Raw genomic sequence first — 15812 nt, forward strand, 5'->3', positions numbered from 1 at the left:
AGCCCATGACAGGCCAAGGAGGACTGTCACCAAGAGGCTGGGATGACGACCAACTCCGCTCATGCGGGACGACTTCAGAAACGCAGTTCTGGAAGGTCTCCGGCTGAAAGCGCCAGGCGCTCGAGACGGGGTCGACGCCATCACGAGTTCATCGGCTGCTATCCGTGCGGTCCTATTGAAATGACATCCTTCTCGTGATGACGCCTGACGTCGAGACCAGCAGTTTGCCGATCTTGTCGCACTTGCTGATGATCCGGGAGGTCGGTGCGGAGACGTTGATGACCCCCACCAGATCACCAGCCGGGCTGCGTACCGGAGCTGCAACAGAGGTGAGGCCGACCTCGACCTCCTCGGAGGCGATGGAGTAGCCTCGCGCCCGTTCCACACGCAGCGTCTCGAGAAGACTGTCGAGGTTCTCCGGTCCCCTCGGGTTCATTCGGCTGGAGTCGAGATCTTCAGCGGTCATGAGCTCTACATGGTCATCGCTGCTGGCATACAGCAGCGCCCGCCCGGATGCAGTGCAGTGCAGGGGAGAGCGACGCCCCACCCATCCTCCTGCCCGCAGAGAGTGCGCGGATTCCTCGCGCAGAACCGTCAGACAGTGTCGGCCCTCCTGCACCGACAGAAGTGCCACCTCTCCCGTGCTGGCCACCAGCTGCTGCAGCATCGGCTTCGCTGCCTGCACGAGCAACGTGTCCCCGGAGCCAGCTGCCAGAACCCTCAGGTTCCACCCGAGCCGATACCTGCGCGTCTGAGGTGACTGCTCGACCAGTCCGGCCTTGGCAAGCTCCTTGAGCATCCGAGAAACCTGACTCTTCTCCCGCCCCACGTGACGCGCCAATTCGCTGACCGATCTCTCAGGGTCCCCCCGCGTCGGATCCTCGAAGGCCAGAAGAAGGGCTGCTACACGAGCGGCGCTGGATGATCGGGCTGTCGGAGTGCTCATGTTGCTACTAGAGCAATACTGAGTCGATAAATCAAGAACGAAAATTCTCAAGTGATCATGATCAGGCAGCTTCAAGGGCCCTCCAAGTTGTTGCTCTACTGGCAACAATGAAATTTATCCTTCGATGAGCGGCGTAGAGTCACACCCGCATCTGTGCCATGCATCACAAGAAAGGCCTACGCCATGACCGACATCGACGTCGAGACCACCCAGGACGAGACCCTGTATGGCCTTCAGACCGAACTTGCCGTCCGCAACTTCGCCGGCGAGGAGAGAAAGCTTCGAGACGTACCGCAGCTGGTGCGTTCCTATGCCTATGTGAAATCAGCCGCGGCATGGGCCAACGGAGAGCTGGAGGTCCTCACCGCCCCCCAGGTCCGCGCCATTCAGGCTGCATGCGCCGAGATGGCGGAGGGCCTGCTCGACGATGCCTTCCCCTCCGCGCTCGTACTAGGCGGCGGGGGCACCTCGACGAACATGAACGTCAACGAGGTCATCGCCCGACGCGCCACTCAGATCGGCGGAATCCCACTTCATCCCAATGACCACATCAATGCCTCGCAGTCGACCAACGACACCTACCCCACGGCCATGGCTTTGGCCGTTCACGAGCTGATCAACACACCCGTTCGGGAGCTGCATCTCCTCGCCGAAGCCTTCGAGACCAAAGCCAAGGAATTCAATGACACCGTGCGACTAGGACGGACCTGTTTGCAGGACGCGGTCACCCTCACGGTGGGCCAGACACATCGAGCACATGCCCTGTCGATACGGAAGGCCGCCCGCGTCCTGAACGCTGCGGCAGAAGGCCTCTTGAACGTCCCCTTGGGCGCCACCGTGCTGGGCACGGGAGTGGGCGCCCCCGACGGTTACCAGGCACTCGCCCTGCAGGAACTCGCCCGTTTGACCGGCCACCCCGTGAAGGCCTCGGAGGATCTATTCGAGTCTCTCTCCAACCTAGACCCCTATGCGGAGGTGGCCGGGTCGGGAGCCCGTGTGGCGATCGCGATGGCCAAGATCTCAGCCGATCTGCGCTTCCTGTCTTCTGGACCAGTCGGTGGGATTGCCGAAGTCACCTTGCCGACAGTGCAAGCAGGGTCCTCGATCATGCCCGGGAAGGTCAACCCCGCCATCCCCGAGTACGTCATGCAGTTGAGCTACCGGGTTCGTGGCAACGCCCACACTGTGGAGGCTGCCGTGGCTGCCGGGGAACTCGAGCTGAACATCATGGAGCCGGTCATCGTCGACGCGCTGACCCGCATCCTCCAGGACCTGTCCAACAGCGCCCATGCCTTCACGGAACTCTGCGTTCGGGGTCTCGTTTGGGACGGTGATCGACTGAACAGCAATGCTCAGGGCGACTTCGGCCGCTGGGTGGCTCTCGCCGCCGAGGAAGGCTATGACGTAGCCACCCGCGCTGTACGCGCCTCACGAGGAGGGGCCAACCATGACTGATCACACCACCCAGGCCATCGCCTACGAGGACGCACCGACCAGCAAGTTCCACCTCCGCGTCGCCATCGCGGGCACCGGTGGCCAGTTCAGCGATGGCGTGGTCCTGGGCATCACCGGGATCGTGCTCGCCTCGGCCACCACCGCCCTCCAGCTGACGCCCTTGGAGATCGGACTCCTCGGAGCCGCTTCTCTGATCGGCCTGTTCATCGGTGCAATATTCACCGGCCCCATCGCCGATCGCTTCGGGCGACAGGCCATCTTCCGCTGGGACATGCTGATCTTCGCCGTTCTCTCGGCCGCACAGTTCATGGTCCAGGAGGCTTGGCAATTGCTCGCTCTCCGGCTTCTGATCGGCTTGACCTTGGGCGCCGACTACGTGGTCAGCAAGTCCATGGTCACCGAGCATTCACCGCGTCGCATCAGAGGCCGGCTTCTGAGTTTCATGGCCGTTGCCTGGGCCACCGGGTACGCCATGGCCTACCTGATCGGATTCCTGATCTCGGGCACCGGTCCGGACGCTTGGCGGACCATGCTGCTGATCAGCGCTCTTCCCGCACTGGTGGTCCTGCTCTTCCGTGTCACCATCCCCGAGTCCCCGCTCTGGCTGGTCGAGCACGGGCACACCGAGCGGGCGGCGCAGGTCGTCCGCGAACACGCCGGTCCGGGAGTCGTGCCGCCTGCGCCTATCGGCCTCGGATCATCGAAACAGAGCAAGATGAGCCTGCTCTTCTCCCCGAAGTACCGGCGCAGAACCGCCATCGGTGCGATCTTCTACGTCTGTCAGGTCATTCCGTACTTCGCCCTGGGAACCTTCGCCCCGCAGGTCATGCAAGCCCTCGGTGTGGAGTCGAAATTGGCGGCCGGAGCGGTCTACAACGTGTTCCTTCTGGTAGGCGCGGTGGTCGGAATGCTCATCGTGGATCGGATCTCGCGTCGAACGTTCCTGATCGGCAGTTTCTTCGCCGGGGCCCTGGCCCTGACCTGTCTCATCGTCTTCTCATCGATGAGCCCCATCATCTCGGTGATCCTCTTCGCCTGCTTCGCACTGATCCTCTCCGCAGCCGCCAACCTCGAGTTCGTCTATCCGCCGGAGCTTTTCAACACCGAGGTGCGGGCGTCCGGCGTGGGCGTGGCAACTGCGGCCAGCCGCCTGGGATCAGCCGGCAGCACCTTCCTCCTTCCGCTGGTGGTCGCCGGGTACGGAATCAACACCGCCCTAGCCGCCTGCGTGGTGGTACTGATCATCGGGGGCCTCGCCTGCTGGGCAATCGCACCGGAAACCCGGAATCGGACCCTATCGGCAACATCCTAGGAGGGGTTGAAAGGTGCCCTGAGTCCGTCAGACGGTTCCGCACCACCATGACCATACGGGCCGTGGTCACGTCACTGGAAGGCCACCCCGCTGCGTCAGCCTGCGGGGTGGCCTTCTCCGTGGATGCTGCGGTCGGCCATGTGGCGAGCCGCGGGGCTGCACGATGGCAACGTCACGGGCGCGACAGCCCCGTCAGTACGCCTTCTGCCGCTGCGACACCACCACGTGGATCACCGCGAAGCTGCCGCCCCGCACCGCCTCCAGGGCCTCGTCCAGGGCCGGACCCAGCTCGCCGTTCTCCTCCACGCACGCCCCGTGCCCGCCGTAGGCCCGGGCCAGCCCCGCGAAGTCGGGGTTCTTCAGCTGCGTGCCGCTGATCCGCCCCGGGTAGTCCCGCTCCTGGTGGGTGCGGATCGTCCCGTACTCCCGGTTGTCCGCGACGATGATCAGCGGGTTCGCCCCGTACTGCGCCGCGGTGGCCAGCTCCTGGCCGTTCATGAGGAACTCCCCGTCCCCGGCGATCGAGACCACCAGCCGCTCCGGGTGGCGCAGCGAGGCCGCGACCGCCGAGGGCACCGAGTAGCCCATCGAGCCGTTGCGGGCCGAGATCATCCGGGCGTAGCCGTGGGTGGGGAAGTACCGGTGGGCCCAGTTGGTGTGCTCGCCGGCGCCGAAGGTGACCATGCAGTCCTCGGGCAGGCGCGGGATCAGGTGCCCCATGACCGCGTCCATGCCGGCCTTCCCGCTCGCGGCGGGCTCGGGCGGCGTCGAGAACTCCACCTGCTTGGCCCGCAGCCGCTCCCGCCAGGAGCTCCACGAGTCCTTGACCGGCAGGTCGATCCGCAGCAGGTCCCGGACGAAGACGTCCGGCTTGGCCACGATCTGGTGCGTCACCGGGCCGGAGCGTCCGCGCAGGCCCGGGTCGATGGTGACCAGGAAGTTCCGCTTGTCCCAGTCCTGGCGGGCGGTGAACCCGCCGGTGATGACGTCGCCCGGGACGGTCCCGACGAAGACCATCAGGTCCGCCTCGTCCAGGATCCGGCCCGAGTGCTTCGGCCGCCCGTACCCCAGCGGGCCGATGTAGCTGGGCGAGGAGAACGGTACCGTGCCCTCGCAGCGCCACTCGGCGGCCGCGGGCAGCTCGTGCGCCTCGAGCCAGCCGGTGAAGTCCTCGGCCGCCTGCCGGGACCAGTCGTTGCCGCCGAAGACGAACAGCGGCTTCTCCGCCTCCAGCAGCGCGCCCTTGAGCTCCTTCCAGTCGCTGACGGTCATGCCGCCGGTGGCGATCGGGATCTGCGGGTGCAGCTCGGGGGAGACCTGCTGCTGGATGATGTCCTCCGGCAGCCCCACGACCACCGGGCCCGGGCGCCCCGAGCGGGCGGAGAACAGCGCCTCGGCCACGACCTCGCTGGCGCGCTCCGCGTGGTCCAGGACCATGACGCGCTTGGCGCCGGTCTGGAACCAGGCCTTGGGGTCGAACTCCTGGAAGGCCTCCTTCTCGCGGTGCTCGAAGGGGATCAGGCCCACGAACAGGACCATCGCGGTGGAGTCCTGCCACGCGGTGTGCAGCCCCACGTGGGCGTTGGCGGCGCCGGGCCCGCGGGTGACCATGGCGACGCCGGGCAGGTCGGTGAGCTTGCCCTCGGCCTCGGCCATGTAGGCGGCCCCGCCCTCGTGGCGGCAGACCACGGTCTGGATCGAGGAGTCGTGGAGGCCGTCCAGGACATCGAGGAAGCTCTCCCCGGGGACGGTGTAGACGCGGTCGATGCCGTGCTGCTCGAGGGAGCGGACGATGGCGTGGCCGGCTGAGATCATGCGGGGCTCCTGAGGGGTCGAGGTGCCACGACGTCGTCGTCGTGGGTCGATGCGGCGGAACGAGGGGAACGCTCGCGGGGCTGTGAAGGAACGGGTGTCGACGCTCACTCTAACGCCCGAGGAGGCGCTGTCGAGAGGCGACGCGATCAGGGCGAGGCACCTTGTCGTCGACTTCAGAGGTTCCGGAGCCTCGCCTCCGAGAGCCCGAGGGCCGCCTGCGCGCCGGGATGCCTGGCGACTCGTCAACCCCCGGAGCCCCTGACCTGCCCCTCAGACGGCTGGACGACTCGCCGTGCTCACGACCCGGTGATGGAGCGCGCGATCTCCCGGGACGCCGCCTCCAGCTTCTCCACGTAGACCCTGACGCCCGTCGACTTCATCCGCTGGTCCAGACCCGAGGCCGCAAGGCCCCCGAGGGCCGTCCCCGCGCCGTCGCGCACGGGCACCGCGACGACGAAGAGCCCCTCCTCGAGCTCGTTGTCGAGGGTCACGAACCCCCGGGCGCGCACGCCGTCGAGCTCGGACAGCAGCTCGGCGCGATCCACGATCGTCTGGGGCGTGAACGCCTCGAGGCGGTCGGGGACGAGGGCGCGGACGTCCTCGTCCCCGAGTTCTGCGAGCAGGAGCTTCCCGGTGGCGCTCGCGTGCAGCGGGAAGCTCCGGCCGACGTACTGCTGCGAGGGCGCGAGCAGGCGGGCGCTGGCGGACTGAGCAATGGTCTCCTGCGACCCCAGGCCGTCGAAGACCGTGTATTCGACCGATTCGTTGACATCGGCCGCCAGCCTGTCGAGGATCGCCTGAATTCGTGGGAGCAGACCGCGATAGGGGTCGGCGGCCCGTCCGAGCTGGGCGATGCGCCAGCCGAGCGCGAAGCTTCCCCCTTCGCGGACGAGGAGCCCGGTGTGGACGAGGCTGAGCAGCAACCGGAACGCGGTGGGACGGGGTATCCCGGTCTCCGCCGCCAGTTCGGCGGCCGTGGCGCCGCCGGGGTGGTCCCCCGCGGCGATGAGCAGCATCGAGGCACGCAATGCCGAGCGGTTCATCTGCTCCGGGGCCGCCTCCGCCACCGTCTCGTCGTGGCCCGTGCTGCCCTCGGTCGCTGCGTTCTCGTCGATGGGATCCCCTCCTAGGTCTGCTTCATCCTAGCGAAACGGGCTCAGGCTCTTGCCGTGATCGACCGCCACTGGTAGCTTTTCGGACAAGATGTCCGACTAGTGGACAATAGCGCAGATGTCCTGGCCGGCCGGCCGGACCGCGAACGAGCAGAAGGGTGGCGGAACGATGAACGCTGTACCGAAGACGATGGCGGCGGTGCTGCTGACCGGACACGGCGGGCCCGAGAAGCTGGAGTACCGCACCGACGTGCCGGTGCCCCAGCCGCGCGCCGACGAGGTGCTGATCCGGGTCGAGGCCGCGGGCATGAACAACACCGACGTCAACACGCGCATCGGCTGGTACTCCAAGGCCGTCCACGGGGACACCAACTCCACGGCGGCCGGCCCCGGTCAGGCCGACGACGACGACGCCTCGTGGTCGGGGGTCCCCCTGAGCTTTCCCCGCATTCAGGGAGGGGACGTCTACGGCAGGATCGTCGCGGTCGGCGACGACGTCGACGGCGATCGCCTCGGCGAGGCGGTGGTGGTCCGCAACCTCATGCGCCACTACGTCGACCGCCGGTCCTACGAGTGCTGGACCTACGGCAGCGACTGCGACGGCGGGTTCGCCCAGTACGCGGTCGCCCCCTCCAGCGAGAGCTTCGCGGTCCGCTCCGACCTCTCGCCGGCCGAGCTCGGCACCATCTCGATCGCCTTCACCACCGCCGAGGGAATGCTCTACCGGGCCGGGGTCGGCGCCGAGCGGGTCCTCATCACCGGCGCCTCGGGCGGGGTCGGCCTGGCGGCCGTGGAGCTCGCCAAGCTGCGCGGCGCCGAGGTCATCGCGGTCTGCTCGGCCGGCAAGACCGATGCGGTGCGCGCGGCGGGGGCGGATCGCGTGATCGACCGCGATGCGGACGTCGTCGCCGAGCTCGGCGCCCGCTCGGTCGACGTCGTCGTGGACGTCATCGGCGGCGAGGGCGTGAACGACCTCCTCAGCGTGCTGCGCCGGGGCGGCCGCTACGCCATCGCGGGCGCCATCGGCGGCCCGCTGGCCGAGATCGACCTGCGCATCGTCTACCTCAACGACCTCTCGCTGTTCGGCTGCACCTTCCAGGAGGACGCGGTCATCGAGAACGTCGTGCGCTACATCAACGAGGGCAGGCTGCACCCACTGGTCTCGAAGACCTACCCGCTGAGCGAGATCCACCAGGCCCAGGAGGACTTCATCGCCAAGAAGTACCCCGGCAAGCTCGTGCTGATCCCGCCGCACGACGTCGAAGGCTAGGCTCCGCCTCGCCGCGCCCTCATCCGCGCCCGCGCCCGCATCGACCATCCCCCCATCGTGAGTGAACGAGAGGTTCCGCCCGTCATGAAAATCGCCAGCATCGACCTCTTCCAGGTCGCCCTGCCCTATTCGGGCGGCACCTACCGCCTCTCGCGCGGCCGCACCTACGAGACGTTCACCGCCTCGATCGTGCGCATCACCGCCGACGACGGGACCACGGGATGGGGTGAGAGCACTCCCTTCGGCTCCACCTACGTCGCGGCCCATCCCGCCGGCACGCGGGCCGCCATCGAGATGCTCGCCCCGGCACTGCTGGGGATGGACCCGCGTCAGGTCGACCGGATCAGCAGCCTGATGGACGAGACGCTCCTGGGTCACAACGACGCCAAGGCGGCGCTGGACATCGCCTGCTGGGACCTCTTCGGCAAGTCGACGGGCCTGCCCGTGAGCGAGCTGCTGGGTGGCAGGACCAACGTCCCGATGCCACTGATCTCCTCGATCCACACCGGTGATCCCGAGGAGATGCGCGCCCGCGTCGCGGACCACCGGGCGCGCGGCTACCTGGGCCACTCGATCAAGATCGGCACCCACGACCGCGACGGCGGGCCGGCGGTCGACGCCGAGCGCATCGTCGCCTGCCTCGCGGACAGGCGCCCCGGAGAGTGGTTCCTCGTCGACGCCAACGCCGGGCTCACCAGCGAGACCGCGCGCAGACTCTTCAGCCTGCTCCCCGACGGCCTCGACTTTGTCCTCGAATCGCCCTGTCCGACGTGGCGCGAGACGCTGGCGGTCCGCAAGGCGTCGCCGTACCCCCTCATCCTCGACGAGCTGGCGACGAACGACGACGATCTCATCCACGCGATCGAGCTCGACGCCGCCGACGGCTTCGGTCTGAAGGTCACCCCTGCGGGCGGACTCACCCCAAGCCGACGCCAGCGCGACATCGCCCGGGCCGCGGGCCTGATCATGACCGTGCAGGACACTGTCGGCTCGGACATCTCGTACGCTGCGATCGTGCATCTCGGCGCGACCGTCCCGCCCGAGCTGCTGCGCTGCGTGCTCAAGACCTCGGACATGGTCACCCTGACCACGGCCGCCTTCGAACCCATCGAGTCCGAAGGCGGCGTCCTGCCGCCGGAGTCACCAGGCTTGGGGCTCGAGATCGACGAGGAGGTGCTCGGCGCGCCGGTGGCCAGCTGGTCCTGACCGGGGGAGCGCACCGGGCGGCCCTGCGGACTCGGCGCGGTGGGCACTGGACGCCCCGGGGCTCCCGCGTGGCCATGGCGACCGGCCTTCCAGGTCAGGCGCCAGATCGCGGGGCCCGTGACGTTCCGGCGTCACCCCAGCGGCGAGCCCCCGACACCCCAGGAAGAAGCCGGCACGTCGTTCATCACGACCCACACGGATGAGGCACTCTTGCCCGTGGAGTCCGCGTAGGCGCGCGTGACGGCCTCGATGGCCTCGGCCTTCTGGGCGTCGCTCAGCCCGGCGACCTGGCTGATCTGAATGAGGGGCATGGGAGGGCCTCCGCTGCGTAGGGGTGGATGCGCCGGAAGACGACGGCGCTCAGGCTCAGCTTAGGACACGGGGTGTCGAGTCTTGGTGAAACCCGCCACCCTCCGCCGAGGTCCAGGGCGATGTCCGCGATGTGCGGCGGCCGAGGTGGTGGCGGGGAGCACCATCCTCACCGGGGACCCTCCGAGCCCGCCGCACCTGGGCGGCGCCTTCGGGGATCCGGCACCCGGTGACCCCTCAGCCTCAGCACCTTCCGGAGCCACAGACCGGAGGTCAGGAGACAGGCCACCGCGGTGCCCAGATCCGTCCAGTTGTCCTGCCGGATGAAGAGCGCAAGGTAAGGGATGCTCGCCATCGCCAGTGCCACCGTGCCGACGACGTCGAACGTCCACGCCCGCGCCGAGATCAGCTCCTGGCGGCGGGTCATCCCCTGCCGGGCGCGGGAGGCCCGGTCCATCCAGCGGAGCAGGCCGCCGATCACGGCCACCATGGCCACGGCACCGAGCACCGCGATGAAGGGCGCCGCCTCGGGCCAGCGCCGTATCCAGACGTCCAGCGCGTAGGAACCGCCGAAGAGGGAGACCAGCAGCGCGAGGCCGCCGAGGAAGTCCCAGCCGTCGGTCGCTCGCTGCTCCCCGCGGGGCTCCTCGCGGAACTCGTCACGGTCCCGGTGCACGGGCATGCGGTCTGTCGCCACGCATTGCCCGCCGAGCTGCCATCCGTCGACGGCGTGCTCCGGCCCGTAGAGGTCCTTCCGCCAATCCCGACGGTCAAGATCCGGCCCCTCGTCCATGCCCCGGTGCCGTGGAGTCCCATCAGTCATGCACATCTCCTCCAGTTCGCGCTGCTCACAGCACCCGCGCATCGTATCGGGAGCCATCCTCCCATCCCCTCGCCATGACGTCCTCGCCGGGAACCTGATGCGCTGAGCATCGCGCGATTCACGGAACCACCCAGCGACGTCGAAGACGCAACGCCCCGATGAGCGTCAGCGCCGCGAAGACCACCGCGCCCGAGACCGTGATCCACTCGCCGTCGCGCCGGAAGGCGAGCAGGAACGCGACGACTACACCCGCACCGAGGACCACGGAGATGATCGAGACGACCCACCACGGCCGGGAGATCACCCGCTGTTGCGGCGCGTACCCCTGCCGGACCCGTGCCGCGCGATCGATCCGACACAAGAACCACCCGCCGGCCACGAGCAGCAGCAGCGGCACACCGACGGCCAGGAACGGTGCCGCGCCCGGCCAGCGGTCGAACCACCGGGGCATGAACTGCATGATCACGAATGCGCAGAAGAACACCGGAAACCGGCCCAGCGCCTGCAGACCGTCCACCGATCTCTGCGCTCCGTATGGATTGCGGGGCGGCCGGGTGCGATCGTCGACCGCCGACTCCTCCAGATCTCGATGACGCGGAAGTTCGTCCGCCACCACTGCACCTCCTTGCTCCTTGGGGGGACCCGTCGCGGGATCGATGCGTCGCCTGCCCTCCTCCCACCCGATCACACCGGCCCCACGAGGCACGACTCCGTGACGTCGTCCCCGAGAACGGCCGGGGCGGCGCCCGAACCGCCGGGTGACCCTCCCCCCGTCCCGGCGACCGGCCTCGCTAGGCTGGGGCGCAGCGGCCGGTGGGCGCCGGGAGGTGCGACCCGGCCCCGAACGGACCGGGCACGGACCGGCCCGGCCGCCGCCACGCCGACCCCTCGAGGAGGACACCGATGACGCTGCAGGACGAGAGCTGGCTGATCACGGGAGCGAACGGCAAGATCGGGCGGGGGCTGCGCCGGCACCTGCAGCCCCGCGTCGGCCACCTCGTGGTCGCGGACCTGGAGGCCCCGGAGGCGGGCGAGGTCAACGAGACCTGCCGCGCCTTCGACCTGCGCGACCCCGCCACGATCCCGCCCCTCCTGGACGGCGTGGACGGCGTCGTGCACCTGGCCGGGATCCCCGACGAGGCGCCCTACGCCGACCTCCTCCAGGTCAACGCCCTGGGCCTGTACCACCTGCTGGAGTCGATGCGCGCGGCCGGCGTGCGGCACCTCGTGTACGCCTCCAGCAACCGCGCCACGGGCCTGCACCCGGCGAGCGCCACGCTGGACGAGACGAGCACGATCAGGCCGGACGGGCTCTACGGCGCCAGCAAGGCCGCGTGCGAGGCGCTGGCCCGTATGTACGCGGACAAGTTCGGGCTGCGCGTGGCGAGCCTGTGCATCGGCACCTTCAAGGAGGCCCCCGAGAACCCCCGGGAGGCCGCCACCTGGCTCAGCCACGCCGACGCCTGGCGGGCCTTCGAGGCCGCGATGACCACCCGGGAGGACTACTGCGTCTTCTACGCGGTCTCGGCCAACGAGCACCGCTTCTGGTCCTTGGAGCCCGGCCGGGCCATCGGCTACGAGCCGCAGGACGACGCCGCGCGCATCCTGGGGCACGACGTCGCGCCGCCCCGGGACGAGCCGCAGGCCGGGGCGCTGGGCTCGGCGGAGTTCACGCTGAGGCACATGTGATGCACGTGAGACGGATGGTGCGGACGTCCACGCACCCGGCGTGGAGTACGGCCCCGCCACCTATATTGCGCGCCTGACTAGATCGCGTTACTGTCTAGCCATGAAGCAGACCTCGGAGTGGCCCGGCGAGTGGCTGCGCGGCGTCCTCGGGTTCGCCGTGCTGCGGATGCTCGTGGACGGCCCCACCTACGGCTACGCGATCGCCGCGCGCCTGGAGGAGGCCGGCTTCGGCGCGATCAAGGGCGGCACGCTGTACCCGCTGCTGGGCCGGCTGGAGGCGGCCGGGGCCGTCGCGGTGGAGTGGCGCGCCGGTCAGGGCGGGCCCGGGCGGAAGTACTACTCCCTCACCGAGGAGGGACGCCGGAGCCTCGAGGAGCAGACCGGGCGGTGGCGGCGATTCGCCGGCGTCGTCGACGGCGTCCTGGGCGGTCCGGATGCCGCCGGGCGCCCCGACGCCGGGCATTCCGCCGCCGCACTACCTACCGCCGCACCACCTGCGGCCGGACACCCCGCCCCCGGCCGCCCCGCCCAGCCCCACCCCGTCACCGCCGAACGAGAGGACTCGTGATGCCCCGGATGACCGAAGAACGGCGGCTCGCACCGCACGTCGACCCCGCCTGGTCCCACCGCTTCATCCTGGAGGCGCGGCTGCGCGAGGTGAGCGGGCGGCGCATCGGCGACGCGCTGCGGGAGGTCGACGGCCACTGCGTGGACAGCGGCGAGGACGCCGAGGAGGCCTTCGGCGACGCGGCCGGGTACGCGGCGTCGTGGGCGGCGCCCGGCCCGCGGGACCCGGGGGCGATGGCGCGCACGGTGGCGCCCATGGCGCTGCAGTCGCTCGGCCTGATGATCGCGACCCTCGCGGCCATGCCGCTCGGCCGGGGCGAGCCCGCGGAGCTCACGGCCCTCTGGCTGTCCGCGCTCGCGCTGGTCGCGGTCGTCGACCTGCTGCTGGTCTTCGCGGCCACGCCCCTCCTGCGGTTCGCGATGCGCCGGCCGGTGGTCAGCTGGGTGGTGATCGTGCTCGGCGTCGTTGCGGCCTCCCTGGCGATGGGTATTATCGGCTGGCTCCTCGACGCCCCGGTGCTGGCCCTGCCCGCGGGGCCGGTGCTGCTCGCGGGGTTCGCGGTGGTCGGCGCCGGAGCGGCCTGGGGCCGGGCCGTGGCGCTGCGCGAGGGGCCCGACCCCCTCGTCGACCCGGAGGAGGACGCCCCGGGCCGGGTGGAGCGTGGCGAGGTGGCGGGTGACGCGCGGGGTGAGGCGAGCGCGCAGACAGCGGTCCGGATCTACTCCCTGCTGATCCCGCTCGCGACCGTGGCGATGTGCGCGGGCCTCTGGGCCATCGGATGGGCCTCCTGAGCCGACCCCGCCGCGGGGCGCCCGCCTAAGGGGCACCGGCGGTACCCCCATCGCCCCGGCCTCCCTCTGAACCACCCGGGGTGGTTGCATGAACGCTGGCGATCCCGTGCCGCGTCGTCACGGCCCGCACCGCAAGGCGGTCCGGCCCCGCGGCACGGCCGCCTCCTTCCCAGCACCCCCGCAGAGAGCGTTCCTTCCGCAGACATGCCCACCGACACCCAGCACACCACCCCCGCCACCGGCCGGCTCCCCCTCGTCACCTGGATCCTCGCCGCGGGCGTCTTCCTCATGGGAACCACGGAGTTCGTCGTCGCCGGCATCCTGCCGGAGATCGCCGGCGACCTCGCGCTCCCCGTCTCCCAGGCGGGCCTGATGATCACGGTCTTCGCGATCGGGATGATCGTCGGGACGCCGCTCATGGCGATCCTCACGCTCCGGCTCCCGCGGCGGCTCACGCTGACCCTCGCCCTGCTCGTCTTCGCGCTCGGGCACGTCGTGGTGGCCCTGACCTCGAACGTCGGGCTGGTCCTCGGGGCGCGCTTCCTCACCGCCCTGGCCACGGGCGCGTTCTGGGCGGTGGCCGCCGTCGTGGCGGCCAAGGCCGCCGGGCCCGCGCTCGCCTCCAAGGCGCTGGGCGTGATCCTGGGCGGGGGAATGCTCGCCAACGCGCTCGGCGTGCCCCTCGGCTCCTTCGCGGGCCAGGTCGTCGGCTGGCGCGGGCCGTTCTGGGGGCTGGCGGTCCTCGCGATCCTCGCCGCGGGGCTGGTCCACCGGATGGTCGCCGCGGACCCCGGCACCGGACCGATCCCCTCCGTCCGCGCCGAGGTCGCGGCACTCCGGGACGGGCGGGTGTGGCTGGTCCTGGCCGGGGCTGCCGTCGTGTGCGGGTCCTCGCTCGCCGCGTACAGCTTCATCTCCCCGCTGCTGACGCAGAACACCGGGCTGCCGGCATCGGCGATCCCGCTGGTCCTGCTGACCTACGGGGTGGGGGCGCTCATCGGCTCCAACGCGGGCGGGGCCCTCGGCGGGCGGCGGCCCTACGCCGTGCTGTTCACCTCGGCCGCGATGACCTTCCTCGTCCTGGCCGGCCTGGTCGCCTTCTCGCATCGGCCCGCGATCACGGTGGTCCTCGTCGGGCTGCTCGGCCTGTTCGGGATGTCGACCAACCCGATCCTCATCGGCAAGGCAGTGGGCTTCGCCAGCCACGCCCCGACGCTGGCCTCGGCCCTGGCCACCTCGGCCTTCAACGTCGGCACGGCGGTGGGCTCGTGGCTCGCCGGCTTCGCCATCGCCTCCTCGCTCGGGGCGACCGGGCCCGTCGCCGTCGGCGCCTGCATCGCGGCGCTGTACTTCCTGCCGCTGGGCCTGCTGCTGCGGCGGGAGCGCCGGGACGGGACGACGGCCGCGTGAGGCGAGAGGGCGCCGTCGGCCGCGCCCGGCGCGACCCGTTGACCTCGCCCGCCCGGTGCGGTCCCGCCGACGTCGCCCGTCCGGCGCGATCCCGCCGGTGCCGCCCGGGCTAGGCTCAGGGCACCCGGTGCCCCGCCGCCTGGAGGAGCCCGTACCACTCGCCGCGGGTCAGCGGGAGGTCCGAGCCCTCGGCCGCCTCCTGGACGCGCCGCGGCGTCGTCGTCCCCAGCACCACCTGCATGCCCGCGGGGTGCCGGGTGATCCACGCCGTCGCGATGGCCGTGGGGGTCACGCCGTACTTGGAGGCCAGCCGGTCCAGCTCGGCGTTGAGCTCGGGGTACTCCTCGGCGCCGAAGAAGACGCCGTCCTGGAAGCCCTTCTGGAACGGCGACCAGGCCTGGATCGTGATGTCGTGGAGGCGGCAGTAGTCGACGACGCCGCCGCCGTCGCGCGTCACCGCGTCCTCCTCGCCGGCCATGTTGGCGGCGAGGCCCTGCGCCACGATCGCGGAGTGCGTGATCGACAGCTGCAGCTGGTTGACCACGAGGGGCTGGGTCACCGCGGACCGGAGCAGCTCGATCTGCCGCGGCGTGTGGTTGGAGACCCCGAAGGCCCGTACCTTCCCGGCGGCCTCGAGCGCCTCGAAGGCCTGCGCGACCTCTTCCGGCTCCACCAGCGCGTCCGGGCGGTGGATGAGCAGGACGTCGACGTAGTCGGTCCCCAGCGCCCGCAGCGAGGCGTCGACCGAGGAGACGATGTGCTCGTAGGAGGAGTCGTAGTGCCACTCCCCCGGCACGATCCCGGTCTTGGTCTGGATCCTGATCCGCTCCCGCTCCGCGGCGTCGAGCCGGAGCGCCGAGCCGAAGCGCTCCTCGCAGCGGTGGGGGCTGCCGCCGTAGATGTCCGCGTGGTCGAAGAAGTCGATGCCCTCCTCCCGGGCCGCCTCGTACAGGGCGCGGATCTCGGCGTCGGGCTTCTCGGCGATGCGCATCATGCCCGCGACGACGTTCGAGACGCGGGCCTCGGTGGCTCCCAGGGGAACGGTTCGCATGGATCCTCCTTCGACGGCGTGGGGATGAGCGCGGTCACACCTCCCCGTGGCCACC

At 70.1% G+C, this 15812-nt stretch carries 15 protein-coding genes; 8 read left to right on the forward strand and 7 right to left on the reverse strand.

The window, feature by feature from the left end; translation table 11 throughout:
• Window positions 1-172: 172 nt before the first annotated feature.
• Window positions 173-946: an IclR family transcriptional regulator gene (locus NBM05_RS01315; RefSeq protein WP_302183592.1), complete on the reverse strand. Its 774-nt coding sequence runs from the start codon at window positions 944-946 to the stop codon at window positions 173-175.
• A 183-nt stretch (window positions 947-1129) separates the two neighbouring features.
• Here NBM05_RS01315 and NBM05_RS01320 point away from each other — a divergent pair, with 183 nt between their 5' ends.
• Window positions 1130-2401, forward strand: a complete 1272-nt coding sequence (locus NBM05_RS01320) for a lyase family protein (RefSeq protein WP_254164519.1) — start codon at window positions 1130-1132, stop codon at window positions 2399-2401.
• Window positions 2394-3713 (forward strand): MFS transporter, encoded by a 1320-nt coding sequence (locus tag NBM05_RS01325; RefSeq protein ID WP_254164521.1) that lies wholly within the window; start codon window positions 2394-2396, stop codon window positions 3711-3713. The genes NBM05_RS01320 and NBM05_RS01325 overlap by 8 nt, the downstream gene beginning before the upstream one ends.
• 192 nt (window positions 3714-3905) lie before the next feature.
• On the opposite strand, the gene NBM05_RS01330 is transcribed toward NBM05_RS01325, so the two are convergent.
• Window positions 3906-5528: a thiamine pyrophosphate-dependent enzyme gene (locus NBM05_RS01330; RefSeq protein WP_254164523.1), complete on the reverse strand. Its 1623-nt coding sequence runs from the start codon at window positions 5526-5528 to the stop codon at window positions 3906-3908.
• Between the two features lie 296 nt (window positions 5529-5824).
• A complete protein-coding gene (locus NBM05_RS01335) occupies window positions 5825-6571 on the reverse strand; it encodes an IclR family transcriptional regulator (RefSeq protein ID WP_254164525.1) in 747 nt (248 codons plus the stop codon).
• Between the two features lie 238 nt (window positions 6572-6809).
• Here NBM05_RS01335 and NBM05_RS01340 point away from each other — a divergent pair, with 238 nt between their 5' ends.
• Together NBM05_RS01340 and NBM05_RS01345 are read left to right on the forward strand one after the other, a co-directional pair.
• Complete coding sequence (locus NBM05_RS01340) at window positions 6810-7910, forward strand: alcohol dehydrogenase family protein (protein ID WP_254164527.1); 1101 nt, start codon at window positions 6810-6812, stop codon at window positions 7908-7910.
• A gap of 84 nt (window positions 7911-7994) precedes the next feature.
• Window positions 7995-9116, forward strand: coding sequence for a mandelate racemase/muconate lactonizing enzyme family protein (locus tag NBM05_RS01345; protein ID WP_254164529.1), 1122 nt, complete (start codon window positions 7995-7997; stop codon window positions 9114-9116).
• Window positions 9117-9247: 131 nt separating this feature from the next.
• On the opposite strand, the gene NBM05_RS01350 is transcribed toward NBM05_RS01345, so the two are convergent.
• From NBM05_RS01350 to NBM05_RS01360, 3 genes are all read right to left on the reverse strand, one after another.
• Window positions 9248-9427, reverse strand: a complete 180-nt coding sequence (locus NBM05_RS01350; protein WP_254164531.1) for a tautomerase family protein — start codon at window positions 9425-9427, stop codon at window positions 9248-9250.
• A 167-nt stretch (window positions 9428-9594) separates the two neighbouring features.
• A complete protein-coding gene (locus tag NBM05_RS01355; protein ID WP_254164533.1) occupies window positions 9595-10248 on the reverse strand; it encodes a hypothetical protein in 654 nt (217 codons plus the stop codon).
• Window positions 10249-10366: 118 nt separating this feature from the next.
• Window positions 10367-10765, reverse strand: a complete 399-nt coding sequence (locus NBM05_RS01360) for a hypothetical protein (protein WP_254164535.1) — start codon at window positions 10763-10765, stop codon at window positions 10367-10369.
• Window positions 10766-11151: 386 nt separating this feature from the next.
• Here NBM05_RS01360 and NBM05_RS01365 point away from each other — a divergent pair, with 386 nt between their 5' ends.
• The 4 genes from NBM05_RS01365 (at window position 11152) to NBM05_RS01380 (ending at window position 14706) form a co-directional block, all read left to right on the forward strand.
• Window positions 11152-11937 (forward strand): NAD-dependent epimerase/dehydratase family protein, encoded by a 786-nt coding sequence (locus NBM05_RS01365; protein WP_254164537.1) that lies wholly within the window; start codon window positions 11152-11154, stop codon window positions 11935-11937.
• Window positions 11938-12037: 100 nt separating this feature from the next.
• The gene (locus NBM05_RS15770) at window positions 12038-12505 is read left to right on the forward strand and encodes a PadR family transcriptional regulator (RefSeq protein WP_373689255.1); all 468 of its coding nucleotides are present in this window, start codon (window positions 12038-12040) and stop codon (window positions 12503-12505) included.
• Window positions 12505-13296 (forward strand): hypothetical protein, encoded by a 792-nt coding sequence (locus tag NBM05_RS01375; protein WP_254164539.1) that lies wholly within the window; start codon window positions 12505-12507, stop codon window positions 13294-13296. The genes NBM05_RS15770 and NBM05_RS01375 overlap by 1 nt, the downstream gene beginning before the upstream one ends.
• Window positions 13297-13500: 204 nt before the next feature.
• A complete protein-coding gene (locus tag NBM05_RS01380) occupies window positions 13501-14706 on the forward strand; it encodes an MFS transporter (protein WP_254164541.1) in 1206 nt (401 codons plus the stop codon).
• Between the two features lie 115 nt (window positions 14707-14821).
• On the opposite strand, the gene NBM05_RS01385 is transcribed toward NBM05_RS01380, so the two are convergent.
• The gene (locus tag NBM05_RS01385; protein ID WP_254164543.1) at window positions 14822-15757 is read right to left on the reverse strand and encodes an aldo/keto reductase; all 936 of its coding nucleotides are present in this window, start codon (window positions 15755-15757) and stop codon (window positions 14822-14824) included.
• Window positions 15758-15812 lie beyond the last annotated feature (55 nt).

This window comes from Rothia santali (assembly GCF_024199905.1).
In the GTDB taxonomy this organism is placed as follows: domain Bacteria; phylum Actinomycetota; class Actinomycetes; order Actinomycetales; family Micrococcaceae; genus Rothia; species Rothia santali.

Bases quoted from the DNA above. Each gene is read 5' to 3' on its own strand.
- NBM05_RS01315 (WP_302183592.1), bottom strand. From the start codon at position 946: ATGAGCACTCCGACAGCCCGATCATCCAGCGCCGCTCGTGTAGCAGCC.
- NBM05_RS01320 (WP_254164519.1), top strand. From the start codon at position 1,130: ATGACCGACATCGACGTCGAGACCACCCAGGACGAGACCCTGTATGGC.
- NBM05_RS01325 (WP_254164521.1), top strand. From the start codon at position 2,394: ATGACTGATCACACCACCCAGGCCATCGCCTACGAGGACGCACCGACC.
- NBM05_RS01330 (WP_254164523.1), bottom strand. From the start codon at position 5,528: ATGATCTCAGCCGGCCACGCCATCGTCCGCTCCCTCGAGCAGCACGGC.
- NBM05_RS01335 (WP_254164525.1), bottom strand. From the start codon at position 6,571: ATGAACCGCTCGGCATTGCGTGCCTCGATGCTGCTCATCGCCGCGGGG.
- NBM05_RS01340 (WP_254164527.1), top strand. From the start codon at position 6,810: ATGAACGCTGTACCGAAGACGATGGCGGCGGTGCTGCTGACCGGACAC.
- NBM05_RS01345 (WP_254164529.1), top strand. From the start codon at position 7,995: ATGAAAATCGCCAGCATCGACCTCTTCCAGGTCGCCCTGCCCTATTCG.
- NBM05_RS01350 (WP_254164531.1), bottom strand. From the start codon at position 9,427: ATGCCCCTCATTCAGATCAGCCAGGTCGCCGGGCTGAGCGACGCCCAG.
- NBM05_RS01355 (WP_254164533.1), bottom strand. From the start codon at position 10,248: ATGACTGATGGGACTCCACGGCACCGGGGCATGGACGAGGGGCCGGAT.
- NBM05_RS01365 (WP_254164537.1), top strand. From the start codon at position 11,152: ATGACGCTGCAGGACGAGAGCTGGCTGATCACGGGAGCGAACGGCAAG.
- NBM05_RS15770 (WP_373689255.1), top strand. From the start codon at position 12,038: ATGAAGCAGACCTCGGAGTGGCCCGGCGAGTGGCTGCGCGGCGTCCTC.
- NBM05_RS01375 (WP_254164539.1), top strand. From the start codon at position 12,505: ATGCCCCGGATGACCGAAGAACGGCGGCTCGCACCGCACGTCGACCCC.
- NBM05_RS01380 (WP_254164541.1), top strand. From the start codon at position 13,501: ATGCCCACCGACACCCAGCACACCACCCCCGCCACCGGCCGGCTCCCC.
- NBM05_RS01385 (WP_254164543.1), bottom strand. From the start codon at position 15,757: ATGCGAACCGTTCCCCTGGGAGCCACCGAGGCCCGCGTCTCGAACGTC.